The sequence below is a fragment of the Leifsonia sp. KNZ13-11D genome (assembly GCF_056754895.1).
The window spans coordinates 3833969-3856921 of record NZ_JBPGWU010000001.1 but is presented as its reverse complement, the minus strand read 5'-3'; the positions used below and the strand labels follow the sequence as shown (position 1 = coordinate 3856921).

Genomic DNA, 22953 nt, shown 5'->3' with positions numbered 1-22953 from the left:
AGGGACGAGTGACCTTGGCGTGGTTGCCGGAAGGCGGCGGCGTGCCGTCGTAGCGCTTACAAGCCGGTGGGTGCCGCCGATGGTCACTGAGGTATGTCTAACGAATCCAGTCCCAAAATGAGCTTCTTCTACGCCTACTTCGACGGTTCGGAGCCGAAGAACATGACCCTGCTGGCGCCCAACACAAACGGCCCGGCAATCGCGCCCGACATTTCACGTTTCGGGCACCTGTTTGTGTCCCTGCTCGCGAGCCGTGCGGTGAAGTTCGCCGTGTACGCTGCAAGCCTCGTCGGCGTAGCCCGCGTTGTCTCAGAGCTGTTCGAAACACCGGGCCTGGAAATCCTGGGACTTCTGGCCGCCGCGATCGGATTGATCTTGGCAACGGTGACCTTCTGGGGCTGGACGCACTACGTCAGTTTCCGCCAGCAGACGTGGCTGGGTGAAGTCGCAATGCGTGTCGCCGAAAGCTACGACATCCCGTGGCCGCTGATTTCACAAGTAACCCGTGTCATGCCAGTCCTTCGGCCCGTATGGAAGCTCTGGGGACGCCGTCGGTCCGTTCTTGTTGCCCGCGAAGAGTGGCGGTCAGCGACCGAGCGACTCCGCATCACGGTGGACGCAGCAAAGGACTCGGAGATTAAGGTGTTCGTCTCAGATGAGGTGCTGAGCAATCACCCGATGCTCAAAGTCGCGGAATCAGAACGGCACCAGACAGAGAACGCCATAACCGATCCCGAGCGCGACGCAGCCAACACAGCCGAGAACCCGGGCGGGACCGCGCAAACCGGAGACGAAGTTACTCGCTCCGACAGCTCCGACAAGACACGCCGGACCCAGAAAAATGCCGATGACGAAGACGACCGGGTTCCGGAACGCGGAAACGACCCACAACCCCACAAGCACAGCCAGGACCGCGTAGCCGGCGACATTGAGCCAAACGTCGTTCCCGCTACTGACCCGCCTAGGTGACATCCGATTCTCAAGAGCTAGTGCCATTTCTCCTCCGCTCAACTACATGCGGCGGACGTTTCGCGGGGCGCTTGAAATGTCGGTTCGACGGCGCGACGCCAGCTGCTTGGGCCTGAAGCGATTCGAACGCGACTCGGGCTGAGCCGCTGCCGCCAGTGATGCCCGCGCTTCCGTGAAACGGGACCACCCGACAGTCGCCGTCGCGAGAACCGATCCGAACGTCACGAACGGGACAGCGAAATGCACAGGGTCCAGCCCATCAGCCTGACCGACTGACACTCCCGACCACTGCCAGGTGTAGGTGACGACGAGAAGAAGAACCCACGCCCACAGGACACCGCGAGCCACCTCCGTGGCTTTGGCGTACTCGGCTCGCGGTAGCTCCCTCACCATGAATGCCCACACGGTCAAAGTGAGCGCAACGACAAGCGACGGGAGGAACAAAGTGATGACTACGACCACGGGCGTCCGCGGACGCGAGTCAGCAGTCAGCTGCAGCAGGATCAGCGCATCAAAAGCAGCCGACAACAGATAGGCGCCAGGCGCCTTACCCCCGCGAGGGAACTTCTCATACAGACCGAACGCCAACGCCGCCACAGCCACCGTCAGCAAAGCCGTCCACCAGCCCGCCCACGAGAGCAGCGAGGCTGTTGCTGCTGCAACCCCCGTCGCACCCGCCACGACGAAACTGACCGTGTACAGGCCGCGATTCGGCGCCCGGCCACCGCGACGGATGCGCTCGCCAGCCAACGGGACCGCCAAGCCCATGAGCACACCGGAGGTGAGCGACAACGATACTCGAAACCACGAAGCACCACCCGGCAGGACAAGCATCCACAGGCCAAGCACGACGCCACCAACACCGAGGACGCCGGCGGCTATCAACCGAGGCAAACCATCACCGGAAACAACCCCCTGCACAAGCCGAGACACCGAGTGCGCCTTCATGAGAACAGGCTAGAGGCGGGATCAGACACTCCAACGTCGGCTAGGGCGCAGCGAGCACAAGAAGAATCCCTCCCCAGTTCACAGAACCAGGGAGGGATTCTTCAAGCTGGCATCAATACCGGATGTGGAGCAGGTAAGCTCGGCCCCCTTCGGCGCCGATGTTGTTACCGGTGTCGGGGTTCAGCGCCCACGGCTTGTTCAGTCGCGGCTTGCTGTGCTGGGTCACGAAAATCGAACCATTGCTGACGGAAGTCACGATAGCGGCGTGATCGACAAACCCGTCCGCGTGGTGCTGGCCGGATTTTGTGTCCCAGTCGTAGAGGATCACGTCACCGATCTGGGCGCCGCCGGCGGTGGAGTCGGTGGTGCTGATCTCCGTGATTGTTGCGTAGCCGGCGTTCACTAGCGCGTTCTTGAACCGATCAGCCACCGTGGCCGCCTTGGAGGGGCCGGGTTCTTTCTTGCTAGCCATCTGGTTCAGGTTCACGGTGAAGTCGGTCCACTGGGACGTCTTCGGCAGCCCGCCGGCCCACAACGCCTGGCTGACGAACCATGTGCAGTCGTTTCCGTACCGTGGGCCGTCGCCGACATGGTCGAGCGCCCACCGGGCGGCCGCCGACCGGTCATAGCTCACGCAGTTCGGGACGACGGGACCGTCGCTGCCGGTGAGGATGAGTGAATCGGACACCCACCCCTGTCCGGGAACGTGATCCCAGATGGACGTGCCGTTCACGTACTGCCCCTCGACGTAGCAGTCGATGATGACCGACGTGTTCGCGACGAGGACGTTGACCACCGGGGACGCGGTGGTCGGCTGGGTCCGCACGTTGGCGCTGGTCAACAGCGGGTAGCTCGAGCTGGCGTTAGCTGGAGCCGCCACACTGAAGGTGACAGCGATCGCTGCTGCGAAGCCAGCGACAGTGAGAGCAAGTTGTTTGGAACGGGGCATTTCGGGCACTCCTTTCCTTCGAGTCTGCAAAGTCTCACCCCCGCAAGCGGTGCTGTCCAGTTAAATCTTCGCGGATGACGGGTAAGTGCGTATAGGACCGCATCGCAGCGGAAATGCGTATGAGGCCAAATGTGCGCGAACTGCTATATATAGATCATGAGCCGAGCAGATGGCCGCGGGATGCCATGCCCTACATGTGGCGCGGCGACCCGTGTCCCCGAATCGAGAGCGGGACGGCACGAATCGGTCGTCCGGCGACGCCGCGTCTGCGAAAACGGCCACTATTTCCGGACGATCGAAACCCTGGTGCGGCCGCAGCTGAACATGTACGGGGTGCGACGAGCTAGCGACGACGCCATCGCCCCAGACCTGTTCAACGAAGCCCGCTTCAACCGCGACGTGAACGACATTCTCTTCAGGCAGAAAGGGCCGCTCGCGGAACTCGACCTCGACACCGTCGTCAGCCGAGCTCTCCGGGTGATCGAATCGGAGCTGACCTACCAGGACCTGCGGCTGCGACCTGAAGAGTTTGCAGCCCGACCTGAACTCATCGGCGCCATCCCCGACACCCTCATCGCCGACGCGGTAGAACGAGTCCTGAAGGACGGACGGACCGCCCCGTACCGGATGGCGGAACTGTTGTACGTCATGGCTGTCCGAGGAGGCCAGAATCACAGTCGCAACGGCTGGAGCGACGCCGCCGACGTCATCGCCTGGATACGCCAGCGCTACGCCCACATTGAGGTGACCGTGAGCCCCGCCGGGACCGACACCGGCACCCTCCTCATCCCCCGAACCAACTTCAGGCCGAGCACAGTCCTCAAACGTCGATCCCAGTCCGTCCCGTTCTCGACCGAGCAGTTCCGCCGCAGTCTTCTCGCAGCCCTCTACGGGCGGGACCGGGCTGCGTTGAAAGCAACGAAAGTCACGAACTTCGTTATGCACGAAATCTACGGCCAGCGGACGGTGCACTCGACACAACTCGCATCGGCCGCTCTGGCCGGCCTGCGACGCGTCGACGACATCGCATACCTTCGATGGGCGACCGTGGTCAAAGGCATCAGCAGTGTCCGAACATTCACCGAAGAAGCCGCCGACCTCATCTCCCACCCATCAGGGCCGTTGAAGTTGGGCTCGCGTCTCTAGCTGCGAAGCGTGCCAGCCTGCAGCGCTCGGAAACTGTTTGGCGCCGCTACCGGATCGCTGCGATCATCGCCCGAACTTCCCAGCTCGCAGATACGCCTGAGCGGCCACCTGAAAAGCGTGAGCGTCCCCGTCTAGTTCGGAGAGGTCCACGATGGACCTGCTGATCACCATCTGCCGGTCCTCGGTGATCGGGTCTGCCTGCCATGCGGCCTTCATCGCTTCACCGGCGGTCGCCCTCGTCCTGTCCACCAGCTTCGTGTACGCCGCACCCACTGTCGATGACTCAGCGCTCAGAGCTGTCACAAAGTAGCTCAGCTTCTCCTGGGTGGCACGGATCTGCTCCGATAGCCTCACCCGTTCTTCCGCGGACTTCTCACCATTGCGGCGCCTGATCGCATACGGGTACTCCCGGTACGCCGCATACGTTGCGAAAGCCTCAGCGAACAACGTCCGCAGCCGTTCCCGCGTCTCCTCCTTCGTCTTCCTCCGGGCGAAGTAGATACTGAAACCGGCGGTGATGAGCGCCGCGATCACCGCGCCGCTGACCAACGCTGCCGCGACGGCGGACCAGGGGCTGACGGAAGCAGCGGCAACCGTCGCCGGCGACGGGCACGGGGACGGTGCCGCAAAGAGGTAAACCATCAGTGCGCCACCTCCTCACCCGGCCACGCCCCGGTCCGACGAAACCACTGTTCCCGAACCAAATGCGCACCGATATGCCCAAGAAGCGCTTCCGGGCCGTCGGCGAGCACCCACCGACGCTCGACCGGGTCCTCCGGGTACCACATGCACAAGCTGCCATCGGGGTAGCGGTGCGGGGACTCAGCAGGGCCGTCGACGAAGACCACCGGCACAGCACTCCGTGTGCGGGTGAAAATCACATCGACACGCCTCGTCGGCGTCCCCGGCGGGGTGATGTGAGTACGCAGCGCAAAACCGCCCCGATACTTCACCGGGGGCTTCACGATCCGCGCGGCAGGGTCGTTCCGGCGGAACACGTGCAGGTACCGCACGCGTTCGACCGGGACGTCGAACGCGTACATCAGCGCGCTCCACCGAACGACCGGCCGGGATTGAACGACGCACCCAGCCCTGCAACCCCAACAGCTGCAGCAGCGACGGTCGGGGTGCGCGCAATCGTCGACGCGGCAGCCGCGAGTTCCTTCGTCGAACTGTCGTCGATGTACTCCCAGAACATGCCGGCGAGGGCAGCCCGCACGTCCGCTTCGTCCTCGCCCGCGTCGAGCGCATCCTGAAGCGCGTCGGCAGCCGCGCGCAGCATCGTTGCGACCCGGAACTCCGGGAGAGCGTACTTCAGCGGGTCCGAGACACCTGCAGGATCAGGTGTGTGCTCGCCGGCTTCGACGCGGGCCGCCGCGTTCTCGAACAGGGCATGAAGCCCGGTCGCGACACCCATCCCCGGTTCGACGAACTCGAGCGCCCACACGCTGAGGGTGAAGGAGTACACGCACGGCTTCGGGAACTGGTTGTTCCACGCCTTGGCGAGGCGGATGACCTTCCGACGGATGGAACGGTGAGAGGACGTACCGCCGTTGAGAAGGCTGGCATGCTGTTCCGGGTCGGACGGCTCCCAGCTGTTGTCGGCGAGGTTCGGGATCCACAGCCCGTTGCCCTCTTTCCGGGTGAGAGCGATCACCAGGTCGACGGTCGGATCCTGCCCGTTCTCCAGCGGGTCGTTGAACCGCACGAGAGGTCCGCGCTTGGACATACCGACATACGCGTCAGGGTAACTGGCCCGGACGATCGGACCGATGAGGTCTTGTAGGGCGGCGGCGACGTCGGCGGGCGGCTCGTTACCGCCTTCAGGTCCAAGCTCGGGGAAGCTGCGCCGGTCGAGCACCAGGCCGCCATCGCCGTCGTTGACGGGATTGAGCATGGTGTGGACCGCAAGCGATCCACTGCGGTAGGTGCGTAGCGACCCGGGGAGTTGGATGGCAGCGGCGCGAACCAAGGCGAGACGATCGCGGGCTTCGCGGAGCGCTTCGGGATCCGCGTCGATCTGTTGACGGATGTCGTCGAGGACGGTGTTGATGGCGTTCACAGGGGACTCCCTCTGTTTGGGGACGCCTCCTGATTGCGTGGAGCTCTCCGACCCGTTAAGGTCGAGCGTGTTCTCACCAAGGACACGCTACGTCCCAGTCTTCGGCACGCCAGTTGGCGCACCGGCCTGGTGACGCAAGCTTTGAGCCCCAGCTTCCGTGCCACCGGAGCTGGGGCTTTTGGCATATACGCCCTCAGACATGAGCACTATATAGCGGGCCTCCGACATTTCCATTCCCCCACATCTAGTGGGCGTGTCGTCCACAAGTGGGGACAACTTATGCACAATTTCCACACCCCGCGAAGGGGGATATGTGGATATATGCCGCTCCGGCGACCGCGGCTGTTGCCCCCTCGAAACGGCAACAGTCGGAGGCGCCCCAACGCGGCCACCCCCAAATGGGGGCTCACCAAGCGGTCGCTGTCAGGCGCAAGCTGACGCAACCAACGAGGGAGCCGGTCATGAAAGAAGCGCTTTTCTGGACATGCCTGATACTCGGAATCGCCTGCATCGTCGTGCAGCTGGTCATCTACCTCCTCGCAGCAATCCAGAGCCTCCGAGCGAAACCAACCAAAGACGACGATCCCAACCAAGGGTTGAAGATCCCCGACCAGATCGCTGACCTGCTCAAGTCGCTGATCGATAAGGCGCCACTTCTTGTCGGCGGAGTGCTACTCCTGCTCATCGCCGCGATCTTCTCCGGGACAGTCGACGCCAGCTTCAAAGTCGAATAGTTCACTCAGGCGCCTACGGCCGGATCCCGCCAGAGATTCCCTCAATCAACCGAGCCGTCGTCGGCAATCAACAAGATGCCAGAAGATCATCGAGTCCGCATCGCACCCAACTCGCAGCCGCCAGGTCACCGCCACGCTGGCGCCACGTATCTCGCGCGGTACGCGCGACGTAACGGTGGTGTTGCCTTGGCGGGGTCGAGCCGGCGCCGAGGTGTGCTGAGCGTGAGGTTCTTGACGGGCGGCCGCGGGCGATCCGTTCGACGGTGAACGGTGGTTGCTGGCGGCTGTGCTCCGCTCGGTGTTGAGGTCGGTTACCTGGCACCGACCTCTTGTCGGAGGTGTCGGACCGTGTGGGGTGCGAGCTCAGACAGCCAACTCCCCAGTGTTTTCCTGGGATCGAGGGCCCCAAAACCCCACTGTACTTACTTACTACTTAACTTGATCTCGTTAAGAGAAGAAGAAGAAGAGTATTAGGGGAAATACCATATCCAGTTATCCCTATAGGGGGCTGTTGGGAAGAATCGGGTCAGACAAACGGGGGTTGTGACCGGGTATGACCAGTCGTGGCGCGGATTTTGCTGTCATAGAACCCTGTGATGCGTCCGCCGCCAGTCTCGACATGGCGAGCACGACGCGGCCGCGCGCGGTGTGATCGCGCCCCAGAGCCGCATCGGCAACGACGTCAGAAGCCGCATGAATCGATCTGCGCCCATCGGGAAGCACCCTGGTCGCCGCATGTACTCAATCGGTAGCCGCTCAGCTCCTCGAATGACACGCTTGCCGCGTCGCTCACGGATTGAAAACGCCGCCGCATACATAACCGGTGATGGCAGCCATGCGTGTCCATCTCGGATTCCACCGCCTTGCCGAGGTTGCGCGCTCATCGCCGCATGTACCCAATCGGTAGCCGCTCAGCTCCTCGAATGACACGCTTGCCGCGTCGCTCACGGACTGAGAACGCCGCCGCATACATACCTGTTGAAGGCAGGGGACGACGGAATCGCGGATTCCACCCCTTGGCCGAACGCACACGAATCGCGGGGTCACCCGCACGATCACCACGTACGACGAACGAGCACGAACTATGACACACGCCGCCCGCAACGAAGTCGCCACACTCGACCGAGACAGCACGCAAGCTACTAGCTCCGAACGCAACGAACCTCGCCATACACGACCGAGAGAGCACACAAACCACCAACTCCGAACGCAAACAGAGAACATACTCGACCTCGACGAATAGCGAAGTAACAGGTCCGAGCTGGAACGGGCAACCGAGGGAGCCAGCCGGAAGCGCCGCAAGAGGCGCCGCACGCCGAACGCCCCCAACCGCCCACATCCGCACTTTGGCAACCGAGTCCCCAGGCGCCGGATGCCGCAGTCTGGGCATGAACGAACGGGCCTTCCGCTCGTTCCCTAGAGAATGAGACCACGCCGGTAGAGGACCGACTGGGCCGCAGCCGGCATGACAATACTGGCGACATCGAATTCCGAGGGAAACCGGTATTCGAACCTCGCGCCGCATGCAACTAGCTGCCGGAGCAACCGGCGTGAAGATGACGATACCCGCCACGCATGCTGACGACGATGCACTGACCTCGAGGCTCCGAGCACGACGCTACTGACCACGCTTAGGTGACGACTACGCACCAAGCTTGAAGCTCCGAACATGACGCTATCGATCACGCACAACCGACGACTACGCATCACCCCGAAGCTCTGAACACGATGCACGTGACCATGCACGATAGATGACCCGATGACAGGCAGACCTGTGGCTTGGCGCAGGAAGGCGACTGTGGGAGCCATCCGGAAGCGCGGTATGTCACGCTGCAGGCCGAACGCGACCCCGACTGGGGAACCGCCCTCTCAGCATCTAGGCATCCCGCTATTTGGCAATTGAATAGACGACGCAACGGCGCCCACCCGGCTGCGGCCGCAAGGGAAGCTCCCGCTCGTCCCGCTAACAAAGTCCGAGGCCTGCCTGGCACCCGCACCCGGGTGTCGTCGGCGCGGGTAGTCGATGCCGCTACACGGTTTCCAGCTGCGCCAGCACGTACGTTTAGTAATCGATGACGGCAAGGTCGGACGCTGCGACAGTGTTGAGCCTCGCATCGTGACCGAGCTGGACTCGAGGTGGGTCCGATGGTGTCGCCAATGTTCGTGATTGAGTCCAGGGGCCTCTCCGCCGAGCCGGTCCACTGCCACAGCCGCACGGCTCGGCGAGTCCTCAAGGCAATCGCGGCGTCACGTAAACCCAGCGCAGGGTCTAGCCGAGGCGGTCTGTCACCTGACGAGAAGCACCCATATCGTTGAGTTGCAGCGAGCGTGGTCGGCCGGCCCCCTGAGTGGACCAACCCCTCTGCATGTCGTGGTCACTTTGCGATGCGTCAGGCAGTGGAACGAAGAAGGAGTACCGCAGCGAGGCTGAACCCGGCTGCGGCGGTGGAGATTATCGCGAGTGTTGCGATGGGTCGTCCGTCCGCTAGTGCGGCCCGGTCGCCGTGCAGCTGAAGGGCCGCGTTGTACGAGCGATAGCGGCGCTGCACCGCAATGAAGAGCGCCGCGGCCGCGGCTGCGCCCGCGAAGCCGAGCAGCGCTGACCAGGGTCCGAGCAGATCGAGCAGGATACGGGCCGCGACCAACGACCCAGCGAGAAGGGCCTGACACGTACGCCGCCAAGCGAGCGCGGTGCGCTCAGGCTGCAAACCCGGGTCAAAAGGGGCGCTCACTTGTAGAGCACCCCTAGGAGAACGAGGATCCCGGCCCCGCAGACGACGATCGCCAGAAAGACATTGAGCGGAGCACTGGGCAGTGGCTTCTGGTGGCGAAGGGCGGATTCGACCCGCTTCCAGCCGTACCATGCCTGTACCGGAACGACGAGCCCTGCCGCAAGAAGTAGCAGAGAGGCGACGAGCCGGAAGCCCGGGTGGATGCCGAGGCCTAATGCCTCCAGGGCGACGCCACCGGCGAGCAGGGCGAGCCCCGTGCGGATCCAGGCGAGAAAGGTGCGCTCGTTAGCGAGGCTGAACCGCGCGTCGGGCTCAGTGCCGGTGCCGAACACCGACGACGGGAAACGCTTGTCAGCAATCATCGAACTTCGTGGACAGCGCGCCCGGGTCGCAGCTGTCTGTGTAGGTGACGGTGCCGGTGCAGTTCAACATCGGCTCGCTCCTGTCTGGAAACCGGCATAGCCGGGCTCCTGCGCTATGGGCCTGGAACATCTAGGTTTCAACTCCTTATCGGACTTGGCACATATAGGTATCGTCCCTTATAGTAGCGACGTCCCCGCTTTCGTACGAAGGAGTACTTATGTCTCGTCGCATCCTGCTCGCTGGCGTCGCTGTCGCAGGCGCCCTGACGCTCGCACTGACGGGCTGCACCGGTGGTGGCGGCGGTGGGAGTGACACTGCAGCCGCAAAGACGACCGGTGGGACGCTGACCCTTGCCAGCGCCGTCGACATCAACTCGTTTGCCCCCGCTGATTCGCGCGACGCGCACTACGTCCAGTACTACCAGCCGGTCTACGACACGCTGCTCTCCATCGACCCCAACGGCGAATACAAGCCCGATCTGGCGACGAAGTGGTCGTGGAGCAGCGACCAGAAGACGTTGAGTCTGACCCTGCGCGACGGTGTCACCTTCACTGACGGGACGAAGTTCGACGCCGCCTCGGTCAAGACGAACCTCGAAGCCACCCGAAAGGGCACCGGTACCTCCAGCGTCGCCTTCACCGCGATCTCCGACATTGTCGTGAAGAGTCCTACCGCCGTCGACCTGGTGTTCTCCGAGCCCGACCCAGGGATCATCCGGCAGCTTGCGCTTCCGGGCGCTGCGATGGCGAGCCCGAAGGCCATCGCTGCGGGAACGCTCGCGAATGCCCCGGTGGGCACCGGCCCGTACATCCTAGACGCGAAGGACACGACCAAGACTGTTCAGTACACCTTCACGAAGAACGACAAGTATTGGAACAGCAAGGCGTACCCGTTCGACCGCATCGTCATCAAGCCGATCACCGACCCGACGGCGCGGTTCAACGCCGTGCGCAGCGGTGGAGTGGACGGCGCCACGGGCGATGCGCTCAACGCACCGCAGGCTAAGGGTGCCGGGCTCACCGTCACCACCTCCGCCGGCCCCGGTTTCCAGGGCCTGTTCCTGTTCGATCGGCAGGGCGCGATCGCGCCGCAGCTGAAGGACGTTCGGGTGCGGCAGGCGCTCAACTACGCGATCGATCGCAAGGCGATCCTCGACACGCTCTATAACGGTTCGGGAACTATCACGGATCAGGTCTTCAACCCCCGATCGACGGCCTACGACAAGTCCCTCGAGGGCACGTACAAGTACAACCCGTCGAAGGCGAAGAAACTGCTGGCAGAGGCCGGGTACGCATCGGGATTCACGCTCACGATCCCGCAGCCGGTCTACAACAACCTCTCGCCGCTCCTCGACTCGCAGCTGGGAGCAGTAGGCATCAAGGTGAACTGGGCGCAGGTGCCGCAGGCTCAGACGAACGATGAATACCTCTCCGGCAAGTACGCCCTGGTCTGGTACCAGTTGCAGTCGAGCGACCCGTGGCAGGGTGTCAACTTCTGGGGCGCCCCGAACGCGCCGTGGAACCCGCTCCACAATGCCGATCCCGAGATCGATGCCGCTATCGCGAAGGTGCGGAACAGTTCCGGTGAGTCGCAGACGGCCGCGCTGAAGGCTCTCGACGCCCTGTACGTGAAGAAGGCGTGGTTCGTTCCGGCGTACTTCCCGGATGCCGTGTATTTCTCGTCGAAGAAGGTGTCGGTCAAGGCGCAGGCGCTTCAGATCGTGCCGTCGATCGCGAACTACGCACCGGCGCAGTGACGACGACGTGCGGCTGGGTGAGAACGACGTGAAGGAGGGGTCGCCGTGGTGAGCTTCATCGCGCGCAGGGTGCTGGCGGGAGTAGTGATGATATTCGTGATCTCGACTCTCACCTTCTTCCTGCTCAACGCGAATGGGACGAACGTCGCCCGTACCCTGCTCGGTGAGAACGCGACCGCCGAGCAGATTGCGGCCAAACAGCATCAGCTGGGTTTGGACCACAACGTCCTCGATCGCTACTGGGGGTGGCTGACGCACGCGGTGCAGGGCGATCTGGGGATGTCGTGGCTGACGGCCCAGCCCGTTTCGACCGCTCTGCTGGACCGGTTGCCGGTGACTCTGTCGCTGGCGCTCGTCGCGGTGGTCGTCACGGGAGTGGTCAGTGTGATCGTGGGCGTCGTCGCAGCCTACCGGGGCGGCTGGACCGACCGTGTGGTCCAGGTGCTCGGCATCGCGGGGTTCGCGATGCCGGGCGTCTGGCTCGCCCTCATCCTCGTGCTCGTGTTCGCCATCACACTCGGCTGGCTTCCGGCGACCGGCTTCGTGCCGCTGGATCGTTCTATTCCGCTGTGGGCGGCCTCCCTGGTGCTGCCGGTCACAGCCATCGCGGTGAGCTCCGTCGCCTCGACTGCGCAGCAGGTGCGCGGTGCGATGATCGACACGCTCAACCAGGACTACGTGCGGACGCTGCGCAGCAGGGGTCTCTCGGAGCGAAGCATCGTCCTGCGGCATGCCTTGCGGAATGCGGCCCCTGCCGGATTGACGGTCCTTTCGCTCGAGTTCATCAGCCTGCTGGGCAGCACCGTCGTCATCGAGCGGATCTTCGCCCTCCCGGGCATCGGGTCGATGGTGCTGGACGCCACGGTCGGAGGGGACAGCCCTCAGGTGCTCGGGGTGGTTGTGATGATGGTCGTCGTTGTGGTCGTCGTCAATCTCGCCATCGACCTGCTCAACGGCTGGCTCAATCCGAAGGTACGTGTGTCGTGACGTCTCAAACCGTTTCCGTCCAGACCGGATCCCGCGCGACTCAGGGCATCTGGTCGAGGCTGCTCCGCAATCCGCTGGCGGTCGCAGCAATCCTCGTGCTCGTCGTGGTCATAGCGGTCAGCATCGCCGCGCCGCTGCTTGCTCCGTACGGCCCGAATCAGGTCGTTCCGGGCCTTGTCCGGCACGGACCGAGCGCCGGTCACCTCCTCGGCGGCGACGGCGCCGGGCGCGACGTGCTCTCCCGCCTGCTCTACGCCGGCAGACTCACCCTGCTCGGCACCCTGGTGACCCTCGTGGTCGCTGTGGTCGTCGGCGTGCCGGCGGGACTGGTCGCAGGATACTACGGCTCCTGGTGGGACAGCGTGACCACCTGGAGTGCGAACATTATCATCGCGATACCGGGGATGGTGCTGCTTCTCGCCGTGATCGCCGCGATCGGCCCGCAGACCGTTCCCGTCATGGCGATGTTCGGTCTCCTGCTCTCGCCGGGGTTCTTCCGGCTCACGCGAACCGCGGTGCAGAACGTGCGCAACGAGCTCTACATCGACGCCGCCCGGGTATCCGGGCTCTCGGACATGCGTATCATCGTGCGGCATGTTCTGACCGTGGTCCGTGGCCCGCTGATCATCCAGGCGTCCTTCAGCGCTGGCGCGGCCGTGCTCGTTCAGACCGGCCTGCAGTTCCTCGGACTCGGTGAACAGGGCGTCCCAAGCTGGGGTCAGATGCTGTCCGACGCCTTCGTCAATATCTACGCGGCTCCCCACCTCGTCTTCCCGCCAGGCATCACGATCGCCCTCACCGTTGCCTCGCTTGCCCTGATTGGCAATGCGCTGCGCGACTCCGTGAACGCCCGCACGACCTCCCGACGCCGGGGAACCGTGCACGTCGCGGGCGCCGCCGACGCCAAGCTTGGGACCGACGTCCCACTGCTGGCGGTCGACGGACTCCGCATCGGGTACCCAGCCGACGATGCCATCCGCGTGGTCGTCGACGATGTCTCGCTCTCGGTCCGAGCCGGCGAGGTGGTCGGCCTGGTCGGCGAGTCCGGGTCGGGAAAATCGCAGACCGCGTTCTCGGTCCTCGGGCTGCTTCCGCTGGAGGCATCCATCCTGAACGGGAGCGCGCGTCTCGACGGCATCGAGCTTCTAACGATGGAGCGCAAGGCGCGAACCGTCATCCGTGGTACCCGGATCGCCTACATTCCGCAGGAGCCGATGTCGAACCTCGATCCCTCCTTCACCATCGGCTCGCAGTTGATCGAGCCGATGATGGCGGTGAAGCGGATGTCGAAGCACGACGCCCGTGCGCGTGCCGTCCAGCTCCTGAGGGAGGTCGGCATCGTCGATCCGGAACGCACCATGCGGTCTTACCCCCACCAGGTGTCCGGGGGGATGGCGCAGCGTGTCCTGATAGCCGGTGCGATCTCCTGCGACCCGGAGCTTCTGATCGCCGACGAACCCACCACCGCACTGGACGTGACCGTTCAGGCGGACGTACTAGAGCTCCTGCGGCGGCTACAGCGCGAGCGCGGGATGGGAATGCTCCTAGTAACGCACAACTTCGGGGTGGTCGCGGACATCTGCGACCGGGTAGTGGTGATGAAGGACGGGCGCGTCGTCGAATCCGGCGACGTCCGAAACATCTTCGCTGCGCCGCGCGATCCATACACACGCAGCCTGCTGGATGCCATCCCGAGCGGAGATCGACTCCGAGATCCACTAGACCAGGCGGAAGGAGCCCGACGATGAGCGCCCTGCTGACCATCGAGGACTTGGAAGTCACCTACCCCCGCCGCGGACGCCACGCCCCATCGAAGGTGCTCAACGGCGTCTCCCTCGACATCCAGGCGGGCGAGTGCGTCGGTCTCGTCGGGGAGTCGGGATCGGGCAAGAGCACCTTGGGCCGCGCTGTGCTCGGCCTCGCCCCGGTCACCGGCGGGAGGATCGTCTACGACGGCCGCAGGATCGACGGTCTCGGCCGTCGCGACAGGCGGCGGCTCGGGTCCGAGATCCAGGTGGTGTTTCAAGATCCGTACACATCTCTGAACCCCTCGCTCACGATCGGAGAGATCCTCGCGGAACCGCTGCGGGCCGGCGGCGTGCCACGAGACGAGAGCCGCGCCCGCGTCCGCTCGCTGCTCGATCAGGTCGGGCTGCCCATCGACGCTGCCGACCGGTTGCCCCGCCAGTTCTCCGGCGGTCAACGCCAAAGGGTGGCGATCGCACGCGCGCTGGCGCTCCGGCCCCGGCTCATCATCTGCGACGAGCCGCTGTCCGCCCTGGACCTTTCAACGCAGTCGCGGGTGATGGATCTCCTGATCGAGATCCAGCAGACGACCGGCGTGGCGTACCTGTTCGTCTCGCACGACCTGCAGGTCGTCCGCGAGATCAGTCATCGTGTCGCGGTGATGCATCGCGGCTCCCTAGTGGAGACCGGGGACGCGGCGACCGTCACGAGCGCTCCGACCCATCCGTACACGCAGCGACTGCTGCTTTCGGCTCCGGTCGCGGATCCGGATGCCCAGGCCGAGAAGCGGAATCGACGCGCCCATTTGCTCGAACGCGAGCGCGTCGGAGCACGAGAAGAGGAATAGTTGGTCCTGACAACGGGATTCGCCAAACGAACAGGCCAGGGGACAGGAGCACCGCTGCGATGAAACTCGAGTACATCCTCCTCGGATTGCTGGCCCGCGGCGAGTTCAGCGGGTACGACATCGGCAAATGGATGCAGAGAGAGGGACGCTTCTACCGGTCCAACACCGACCAGAGCCAGATCTACCGCGTGCTGAAGCGCATGGAGGAGCAGGGCTGGGTGAAGTTCACCGTCGACCCGCGCGCAGGTCGACCGGACGCGAAGATGTACCGGATCACGGACACGGGCCGCGAGACACTCCTGGAGTGGGCGCGGAGTCCGTACGAGCCGCCGTCGCGATTCCAGGACGCGGACTTCCACGTGCGGTTCGATATCGCCGGCATGCTGGACCCGGTAGCGCTGCGAGACCTGCTGGTCACTGAGCTCGAGGCGAGGCGTGCGCAGGTCGCGTACAGCCGGACCCGTGATCGTACCCGCGTCTACGAGGATCCGATCCCCGAGCTGGACATCGAACGCGCCAACCTTCTCGCCGACATGTCGCATCGGCGCGGCACCGCGGAGATCGACGCCTGGATTGCCTGGCTCGAACGCACCCTCGACGAGCTCGATAGTGCAGGTGTCACTCACCCGCGCGAGCTCGTCGATGCATCGGGCGGCAGCAAGTGAAAGCGATCCTTCTCATGTTCGACACCCTCAACCGGCGCTTCCTGCCGCCGTACGGTGCGGAGGGGATTCATGCCCCCAACTTCGAGCGGCTGGCCGAACGATCGGTGACTTTTGAGAACTGCTACGCAGGGAGCATGCCGTGCATGCCGGCGCGGCGAGAAATGCACACCGGGCGCTATAACTTCCTCCACCGGTCCTGGGGGCCGCTTGAGCCGTTCGATGATTCCGTTCCGCAGCTGCTGGGCGAGGAAGGTGTCTACACACACCTGGTCACCGATCACCAGCACTACTGGGAGGACGGCGGCGCCACGTATCACACCCGGTTCAACACCTTCGAGCTCTTCCGTGGTCAAGAAGGCGATCCCTGGAAAGGGCACGTCGCGAACCCCGAAACGCCGGAGGTGCTCAGCCGACGGGATGACCGGCTTGTCCGCCAGGACCACATCAACCGCTCCTACTACCCGACCGAGGACCTGCACCCGCAGACACTCACCGTAGACGCGGGCCTGGACTTCATCCGTACCAACGCAGCCGATGACGCGTGGTTCCTCCAGATCGAGTGCTTTGACCCGCACGAGCCGTTCGTGAGCTATCCACGCCACCGCCAGTGGTACAGACCTGAACCGGAGCGCGCCGGAGCCCAGTTTGACTGGCCTGACTACGGGCGAGTCAGCGAGGACCCGCAGCAGGTCGAGCAGGCGCGCAATGAATACAGTGCGCTGCTGAGTATGTGCGACGCGTCGCTCGGACGTGTCCTGGACGCGATGGACGAGCTGAACCTCTGGGACGACACTCTGCTCATCGTCTGCACCGATCACGGACTTCTCCTTGGTGAACGTGGCTGGTGGGGTAAGAACGTGCAGCCGTGGTTCGACGAGAACATCCACACACCCCTCTTCGTCTGGGATCCGCGCGTGCGGCGCTCGGGCGAATGCGTGGACGATCTCGTCCAAACCGTCGATTTCGGCCCTACGCTTCTGGAGTTCTTCGGGGTGGCGCGACCGGACGATATGCAGGGGATCCCAATCGGACCGCTCCTCGGAGCAACAGGCCCTGCACGAGAAGTCGGTCTGTTCGGGTCGTTCGGCGGACACGTGAACATCACGGACGGCCGCTACGTCTACATGCGAGCGTGCGCCACCAGCTCGAACAGTCCCCTATTCGAGCACACCCTCATGCCGACGCACATGTCCAGTCGCTTCGCCCCAGAAGAACTCCGTGACGCAGAACTCGTTCCGCCCTTCCCGTTCACGAAGGGTGTTCCGTTGCTGCGCGTCCCCGCGCGTGCCGGCGGCAACCCGTGGGAGTTCGGCACCATGCTCTTCGACTTAAGGACCGATCCCGAACAGCGGACCCCACTCGCCGACGACGAGTTGGAGCTGCGCATGGCGACACTGCTGGTGCAACAGCTCCGGCTCGCCGACGCGCCACCGTCTCAATTCGAGCGGCTCGGTCTGCCGCCCGACGGTCCTGTGCGAGCGGAGCACCTGCTCGCAGCCAGCCAGGCTGGCCGGGCAGAAGCGAGTGCGGTGCCCCTCCCATCGCGACGTGACGTCCGCGACTTCTCTCCATTGCTCCTCGTCCCACTCGCCGAGCTGGACCCAGCGGTTTTCGAGCACCGCACCATCCTCGAACGGACACCCGTGCTGACCAGCCCGCAGTTCCGGGCACAGCATGCGGCATCCAGCGTCTACGACGTGGCACTCGCGATTCCCGCGATCAGCGCAGAGGCGCTGGCCGCGGTCGGCGCGGTGCTTGCCGGAGGGCCCTCGTGAACGAGACATGCGGATGCTGCACGCCCACGCGGCAAGTCGAGCCGATCGCTTTCCCGCTGGCGTCCCGCGGGAGACACCGCGTGGAGCAGGCGACAATTGCCCCTGGAGCGTTCACGATGGGCGACGCCCTCGGCGACGGTCACCCGTCGGACGGTGAGCGACCCCTTCATCGCGTGGAGTTGGGCGCATTCGAGATCGACGTGACGACAGTGACGAACGCGGACTTCGGTGCCTTCGTCGAAGCGACCGGCTACGTCACTGATGCCGAGCGACTCGGATCGTCTGCCGTGTTCCACCTCGCCGTCCAGGCGGACTCCGAGGATCTCCTCGGAGCCGCAGGAGGAATGGGCTGGTGGCAGGATGTTCGCGGCGCAGATTGGGCTCATCCGTCGGGTCCGCGTTCCGACGTGCGCGACCTCGCCGACCATCCGGTTGTCCAGGTGAGTTGGTACGACGCGAGCGCGTACTGCGAATGGGCCGGGCGGCGCCTACCCACCGAAGCCGAGTGGGAGTACGCCTCCAGGGGTGGAATCGAGGGAGCGCGTTACCCCTGGGGGGACGCGGCTGTCGACGACGGGGGGTGGCGTGCCAACATCTGGCAAGGTGACTTCCCACTCAGCAACGAACTCGACGACGGGTGGCTCCTCACCGCGCCAGTGCGCTCGTACGAACCTAACGGATATGGACTCTTCCAAACCGTGGGCAACGTGTGGGAATGGTGTGCTGATATCTTCGACCCTCGCGCCTACAGGACTTCGCATTCGCACGATCCCCGCGGTGCGATTCGAGGCCCCAACCGGGTCCTGCGCGGTGGTAGCTACCTATGCCATGACTCTTATTGCAACCGATATCGGAATTCGGCCCGGTCGCACAACACGCCGGGATCTTCAATGGGCAATGCCGGTTTCCGCACGGTGGGCGCACCCCTCTGGACGACCGTGACCGGGTAGGCCTCGCCGCGCTCGAACAGGCCGGTGTCACCTCTAGCCGCACGTCGGTCGCGGACGGCGCGGAAAACCACAACAACCGCCCGCGCAGCCCGGGTCAGAGCCCATGCAAGGCGAACACCATCGTTGTCGTGCGCCGACACCGATGTGTCGGGACATCACACGATTTTCTGGGCGGAGAATATCCGCCGTAACCGCTCCCGCAGGAGCCATACCTGAAAGCGAAACTACTGCGTGACCGCCACCTACCCCACCATCTCTGCCACGACCGCGCAGGAGGTTCTGCCCTACCAGGACCCGACGCTCAGCACCGCCGAGCGGGTGCGCGACCTGCTCGGCCGGATGACGACGGCCGAGAAGATCGGCCAGATGCTGCAGCTGGATGCGCGCGACGACCTGCGCGACCACATCCTGCGGCGGCACGCCGGCTCGATCCTGCACACGTCGCCGGAGCGCATCCTCGAGGCGAACCGCCTCACCGCGCAGACCCGGCTGCGCATCCCGCTGCTGGTCGGGGAGGACTGCATCCACGGGCACTCGTTCTGGCCGGGAGCGACGATCTACCCGACCCAGCTCGGCATGGCCGCGTCGTGGGATGCGGAGCTGATCGAGCGCGTCGCGCGGGCCAGCGCCGAAGAGGTGGCGGTCACCGGCGTGCACTGGACGTTCTCGCCGGTGCTGTGCATCGCCCGCGACCTCCGCTGGGGCCGGATCAGCGAGACGTTCGGCGAGGACCCGTTCCTCATCGGAGAGCTCGCCAGCGCGATGGTGCGCGGGTACCAGGGGAGTGGCCTCGACGACCCGACCGCGATCCTCGCGACGGCGAAGCACTTCGCCGGGTACTCGGAGACGCAGGGCGGCCGGGATGCGAGCGAGGCGGACATCTCGCGGCGCAAGCTCCGCAGCTGGTTCCTGCCGCCGTTCGAGCGCGTGGCCCGGGAGGGCTGCCGCACCTTCATGCTCGGCTACCAGAGCACGGACGGCATCCCGATCACGGTCAACGACTGGCTGCTCAGCGAGGTGCTGCGCGGCGAGTGGGGCTACACCGGCACGCTCATCACCGACTGGGACAACGTGGGCCGCATGGTCTGGGAGCAGAAGGTGCAGCCCGACTACGCGTACGCGGCCGCCGCGGCGGTCCGCGCCGGCAACGACATGGTCATGACCACGCCCGGATTCTTCGAGGGGGCGCTGGAGGCGGTCGAGCGCGGGATGCTGGCGGAGGACGCCTTCGATGCGGCGGTCTCGCGCATCCTGACCCTGAAGTTCGACCTGGGGTTGTTCGAGGATCCGCGGCTGCCGTCGCCTGCGCTGGACGAGGTCGTGGGCAGCGTCGCGCACGCCGAGCTGAACCTGGAGATCGCGCGGCGGTCGATCGTGCTGCTGGAGAACGACGGGACGCTGCCGCTGGAGGCGACGGCTCCGCTCCGCGTCGCGGTCGTCGGACCGCTCGCCGATGACGCCCAGACGCAGCTCGGCGACTGGGCCGGCGGATCCGGCCAGGCCGGCTGGCTCGACGGCCAGCCGCGCGAGATGATCACGACGGTCCTCGACGGGTTGAACGCGATCGACGGGTGGAGCGTCCGGCACGCCCGCGGCGCCGACATCCTCACGCTCGCGGAGGACTCCCGCGGCGCGACGTTCCCGGACGGACAGCCGCGACCGCCGGTGGTCGAGCCGACGCCGGCGGACCCGCGCCAGATCGCGGAGGCGGTCGCCGTCGCAGAGGAATCCGACGTGGTGGTCGCGGTCGTCGGAGACCGGATCGAGCTCGTCGGGGAGGGCCGCTCGACGGCGACGCTGGAGCTGATCGGCGGTCAGAACGCTCTGCTCGACGCCGTGATCGCGACCGGCACGCCCGTCGTCGTGGTGCTCCTCGCATCCAAACCGCTCGTGCTGCCGCCGTCGGTCGGGAAGGCCGCCGCCGTGCTGTGGGCCGCCAACCCGGGGATGCTCGGGGGGCAGGCGATCGCCGAGATCATCGCCGGCCGCGTCGAGCCGTCGGGGCGCCTCCCGATCTCGTTCGCCCGTCACGTGGGCCAGCAGCCGACGTACTACAACCAGCTCCGCGGCCAGCACGGCGACCGCTACGCCGACCTCACGCAGGCTCCCGCCTGGGCGTTCGGCCAGGGGCTGTCGTACACGAGCGTTGAGTATTCCGATCTCACCCTCGCTGGAACCGAGCTCAGCATCGACGGCGACATTGAAGCTGAGGTGACCGTCAGTAACACGGGTCACCGTCCGGTCCGCGAGACCGTGCAGGTGTACGTTCGCGACCTGGTCACGAGCGTGAGCTGGGCGGACAGCGAACTCAAGACGTACCAACAAATTGACCTCGCACCCGGCGAATCCGCCCGCGTGGAACTCACGCTCCCCGTCTCCGCGTGCACGATCGTGAACGCGGAAGGGAGTCGCCGTGTCGAGCCGGGGGAGTTCGAACTCCTCGTCGGTCCGTCGTCCGTGCCATCCGATCTCCTGGCGGCGAGATTCGAGGTGCGCTGAAACATCTGGGTCGGTTTCGGGGCGCTACCGAGACGAGGCGCACATTACGGAAGAACGAGGTGATTCAGCGGCATCCCGGTTCCCAAGAACCACGGAATCCATCATGTCCCTCACCCTTGGGCGCGACCTGTCACCGCGCGGTTCATTTGTTCGGGTGTGGCTCTCAGCGCAGCGGAGGGGTCACGCCGTTGAACCAGTTCGTGGTTGCCACGGCTTCGTCGTGCTCCCGTGTGCCCGCGACGGTGACGGCGTCCAGCGCCTTCCTGTGGTCTTCGGTGAGGGTGAGGTTCGCAGCGGCACTGTTTTCCTCGAGATACTTCACGCGCCGGGTTCCTGGGATGGGGACAACATCGGGTCCCTTGGCGAGCAACCAGGCCAGCGCGACCTGTCCCGGGGTTGCGTCGAGCTCGGCGGCGATGCCCCGTACGATCTCGATGGTGGAGAGGTTCTGCTCGACGTTGTCGGGCGAGAACCAGGGCATGCCGGCGCGGTGGTCACCGGCCTTGAGGTCGTCGCGGGACGTGATAGTTCCGGTGAGCGCGCCCCGGCCGAGGGGGCTGTAGGGGACGATGCCGATGCCGAGTTCGCGCGCGGTCGGCAGCACCTCGGCTTCGATGCTGCGTTCCCAGAGGGACCATTCAGTCTCGACCGCAGTGATGGGGTGCACGGCTGCGGCGCGTCGGAGGGTGTCTGGGGCGGCCTCAGATAGGCCGAGATATCTGACCTTGCCCTCCGCGACGAACTCGGCCATCGCGCCGACGGTCTCCTCGATCGGGATGTTCGGATCTACGCGGTGCTGGTAGTACAGGTCGATGTGGTCGGTGCCGAGACGCCGGAGGGAGCGTTCCAGCCTCTCGCGGGCGTAGGCGGGGCTGCCGTCGATGCGCGGCTCACGCCCGCCGAAGGGTGCGGACACGATGCCGAACTTGGTCGCGACGACGAATTGGTCTCGGTGGCCGGCGAGGGCACGGCCGATGACCTCCTCGCTGTCACCGTATCCGTCGGCGGTGTCGATCAAGGTAACGCCGAGTTGGCCGGCGCGGTCGAGAATCTCCCGCGCAGCCGCGTCTGGATCATGATTCTGCTGGCCGTACGGGTTGGCGAAACTCATCGCGCCGTAGCCGATGGCACCGATCTCAAGGTGGTCGGGACCGAGTTCTCGAGTGGGAATAGTCATACTTCTACTCTAAGTCCTCAGCCGGGGACATGTAAATGAATCCGTACAATCAGGGCATGGATGACCGTGAGCCGCCGTTGGTGACACGCACCCGCGATGCCGCGGCGACGCAGTCCCGCATCGTGGATGCAGCGATCGAAACGTTCGCGGCGGTTGGCTATGACGGGGCGCGCACCCGGGATATCGCAGCGGCGGCAGGGGTGGACGCGCGGCTGATCACGCGTTACTTCGGATCGAAGGAAGGTCTTTTCGCGAAGGCGGTCGAGCGGGCGTATGAGCATCCCCTGTTGATGGTGCCCGGCAAAAATCGGGCCGCTGCCGAGGCGCTGTTGGGTAATTCGCCCAGCACGCAAACCACGGCATTGCTGATGACGATCCGTTCTGCCGGCAGCGAGCAGGCAGCGAAGATCATGCGCGACCACGTCGCAACCCACTACCAGCGGGATCTAGCTGCGGCACTGGACGGGCCGCGGGCAGAGGCCCGCGCAGCTCTACTGATCGCGGTGTGCTCCGGAGTGCAACTCCAGCGCGACGTGCTTAGGAACGATGCCTTGGGCGCGCCTGATGAGGCTATTGCCGATCGCCTCGAGGCGGTCTTGGACCTCATCGGCAGCCTCTGATCCCACCTGGCACCCAACAGCTTTCAAA

20 protein-coding genes are annotated in these 22953 nt (G+C 65.0%); 12 read left to right on the top strand and 8 right to left on the bottom strand.

What is annotated here, in order from left to right; translation table 11 throughout:
- The first annotated feature begins 117 nt into the window (after window positions 1-117).
- On the top strand, window positions 118-969 hold the full coding sequence (locus tag ACR9Y5_RS18980) for a hypothetical protein (protein WP_481299433.1): 852 nt from the start codon (window positions 118-120) through the stop codon (window positions 967-969).
- Between the two features lie 42 nt (window positions 970-1011).
- Here ACR9Y5_RS18980 and ACR9Y5_RS18975 read toward each other — a convergent pair whose 3' ends face one another.
- Both ACR9Y5_RS18975 and ACR9Y5_RS18970 read right to left on the bottom strand, forming a co-directional pair.
- A complete protein-coding gene (locus tag ACR9Y5_RS18975; protein WP_481299432.1) occupies window positions 1012-1917 on the bottom strand; it encodes a hypothetical protein in 906 nt (301 codons plus the stop codon).
- Between the two features lie 112 nt (window positions 1918-2029).
- Window positions 2030-2866: an amidase domain-containing protein gene (locus ACR9Y5_RS18970; protein ID WP_481299431.1), complete on the bottom strand. Its 837-nt coding sequence runs from the start codon at window positions 2864-2866 to the stop codon at window positions 2030-2032.
- Window positions 2867-3022: 156 nt separating this feature from the next.
- On the opposite strand from ACR9Y5_RS18970, the gene ACR9Y5_RS18965 reads away from it, so the two are divergent.
- Window positions 3023-4012 (top strand): NrdR family transcriptional regulator, encoded by a 990-nt coding sequence (locus tag ACR9Y5_RS18965; RefSeq protein WP_481299430.1) that lies wholly within the window; start codon window positions 3023-3025, stop codon window positions 4010-4012.
- 63 nt (window positions 4013-4075) lie between these two features.
- Here the strand turns inward: ACR9Y5_RS18965 and ACR9Y5_RS18960 are convergent, their stop codons facing one another.
- From ACR9Y5_RS18960 to ACR9Y5_RS18950, 3 genes are read right to left on the bottom strand one after another with little or no spacing between them, the layout of a single operon-like run.
- Window positions 4076-4654 carry a hypothetical protein gene (locus ACR9Y5_RS18960; RefSeq protein ID WP_481299429.1) on the bottom strand — a complete coding sequence of 193 codons (579 nt, stop codon included), beginning with the start codon at window positions 4652-4654 and terminating at the stop codon, window positions 4076-4078.
- Window positions 4654-5055 carry a hypothetical protein gene (locus ACR9Y5_RS18955; RefSeq protein ID WP_481299428.1) on the bottom strand — a complete coding sequence of 134 codons (402 nt, stop codon included), beginning with the start codon at window positions 5053-5055 and terminating at the stop codon, window positions 4654-4656. The genes ACR9Y5_RS18960 and ACR9Y5_RS18955 overlap by 1 nt, the downstream gene beginning before the upstream one ends.
- The gene (locus ACR9Y5_RS18950) at window positions 5055-6074 is read right to left on the bottom strand and encodes a nucleotidyltransferase family protein (protein WP_481299427.1); all 1020 of its coding nucleotides are present in this window, start codon (window positions 6072-6074) and stop codon (window positions 5055-5057) included. The genes ACR9Y5_RS18955 and ACR9Y5_RS18950 overlap by 1 nt, the downstream gene beginning before the upstream one ends.
- Window positions 6075-6535: 461 nt before the next feature.
- On the opposite strand from ACR9Y5_RS18950, the gene ACR9Y5_RS18945 reads away from it, so the two are divergent.
- Window positions 6536-6808, top strand: coding sequence for a hypothetical protein (locus ACR9Y5_RS18945; RefSeq protein ID WP_481299426.1), 273 nt, complete (start codon window positions 6536-6538; stop codon window positions 6806-6808).
- Window positions 6809-9198: 2390 nt separating this feature from the next.
- Here the strand turns inward: ACR9Y5_RS18945 and ACR9Y5_RS18940 are convergent.
- Complete coding sequence (locus ACR9Y5_RS18940; protein WP_481299425.1) at window positions 9199-9540, bottom strand: DUF202 domain-containing protein; 342 nt, start codon at window positions 9538-9540, stop codon at window positions 9199-9201.
- Entirely contained in the window at window positions 9537-9902 is a 366-nt protein-coding gene (locus ACR9Y5_RS18935; protein WP_481299424.1) for a YidH family protein, read from the bottom strand. The genes ACR9Y5_RS18940 and ACR9Y5_RS18935 overlap by 4 nt, the downstream gene beginning before the upstream one ends.
- 218 nt (window positions 9903-10120) lie before the next feature.
- Here ACR9Y5_RS18935 and ACR9Y5_RS18930 point away from each other — a divergent pair, with 218 nt between their 5' ends.
- From ACR9Y5_RS18930 to ACR9Y5_RS18895, 8 genes are all read left to right on the top strand, one after another.
- Window positions 10121-11659 carry an ABC transporter substrate-binding protein gene (locus ACR9Y5_RS18930; RefSeq protein WP_481299423.1) on the top strand — a complete coding sequence of 513 codons (1539 nt, stop codon included), beginning with the start codon at window positions 10121-10123 and terminating at the stop codon, window positions 11657-11659.
- Window positions 11660-11704: 45 nt separating this feature from the next.
- Window positions 11705-12646 (top strand): ABC transporter permease, encoded by a 942-nt coding sequence (locus ACR9Y5_RS18925; protein ID WP_481299422.1) that lies wholly within the window; start codon window positions 11705-11707, stop codon window positions 12644-12646.
- Window positions 12643-14394 carry a dipeptide/oligopeptide/nickel ABC transporter permease/ATP-binding protein gene (locus tag ACR9Y5_RS18920; RefSeq protein ID WP_481299421.1) on the top strand — a complete coding sequence of 584 codons (1752 nt, stop codon included), beginning with the start codon at window positions 12643-12645 and terminating at the stop codon, window positions 14392-14394. The genes ACR9Y5_RS18925 and ACR9Y5_RS18920 overlap by 4 nt, the downstream gene beginning before the upstream one ends.
- On the top strand, window positions 14391-15239 hold the full coding sequence (locus ACR9Y5_RS18915) for an ABC transporter ATP-binding protein (protein WP_481299420.1): 849 nt from the start codon (window positions 14391-14393) through the stop codon (window positions 15237-15239). Before ACR9Y5_RS18920 ends, ACR9Y5_RS18915 begins: the two co-directional genes overlap by 4 nt.
- Window positions 15240-15325: 86 nt before the next feature.
- Window positions 15326-15904 carry a PadR family transcriptional regulator gene (locus ACR9Y5_RS18910; RefSeq protein WP_481299419.1) on the top strand — a complete coding sequence of 193 codons (579 nt, stop codon included), beginning with the start codon at window positions 15326-15328 and terminating at the stop codon, window positions 15902-15904.
- Window positions 15905-15918: 14 nt separating this feature from the next.
- A complete protein-coding gene (locus ACR9Y5_RS18905) occupies window positions 15919-17679 on the top strand; it encodes a sulfatase (protein WP_481299418.1) in 1761 nt (586 codons plus the stop codon).
- Entirely contained in the window at window positions 17676-18629 is a 954-nt protein-coding gene (locus tag ACR9Y5_RS18900; RefSeq protein WP_481299417.1) for a formylglycine-generating enzyme family protein, read from the top strand. Before ACR9Y5_RS18905 ends, ACR9Y5_RS18900 begins: the two co-directional genes overlap by 4 nt.
- A 231-nt stretch (window positions 18630-18860) precedes the next feature.
- Window positions 18861-21128, top strand: coding sequence for an exo-beta-d-1,3/1,6-glucosidase (locus ACR9Y5_RS18895; RefSeq protein WP_481299416.1), 2268 nt, complete (start codon window positions 18861-18863; stop codon window positions 21126-21128).
- Window positions 21129-21291: 163 nt separating this feature from the next.
- Here ACR9Y5_RS18895 and ACR9Y5_RS18890 read toward each other — a convergent pair whose 3' ends face one another.
- Window positions 21292-22305, bottom strand: a complete 1014-nt coding sequence (locus tag ACR9Y5_RS18890; RefSeq protein ID WP_481299415.1) for an aldo/keto reductase — start codon at window positions 22303-22305, stop codon at window positions 21292-21294.
- Window positions 22306-22361: 56 nt separating this feature from the next.
- Between ACR9Y5_RS18890 and ACR9Y5_RS18885 the strand changes: the two genes are divergently transcribed.
- A complete protein-coding gene (locus ACR9Y5_RS18885; protein WP_481299414.1) occupies window positions 22362-22925 on the top strand; it encodes a TetR/AcrR family transcriptional regulator in 564 nt (187 codons plus the stop codon).
- The last annotated feature ends 28 nt before the right edge of the window (window positions 22926-22953 follow it).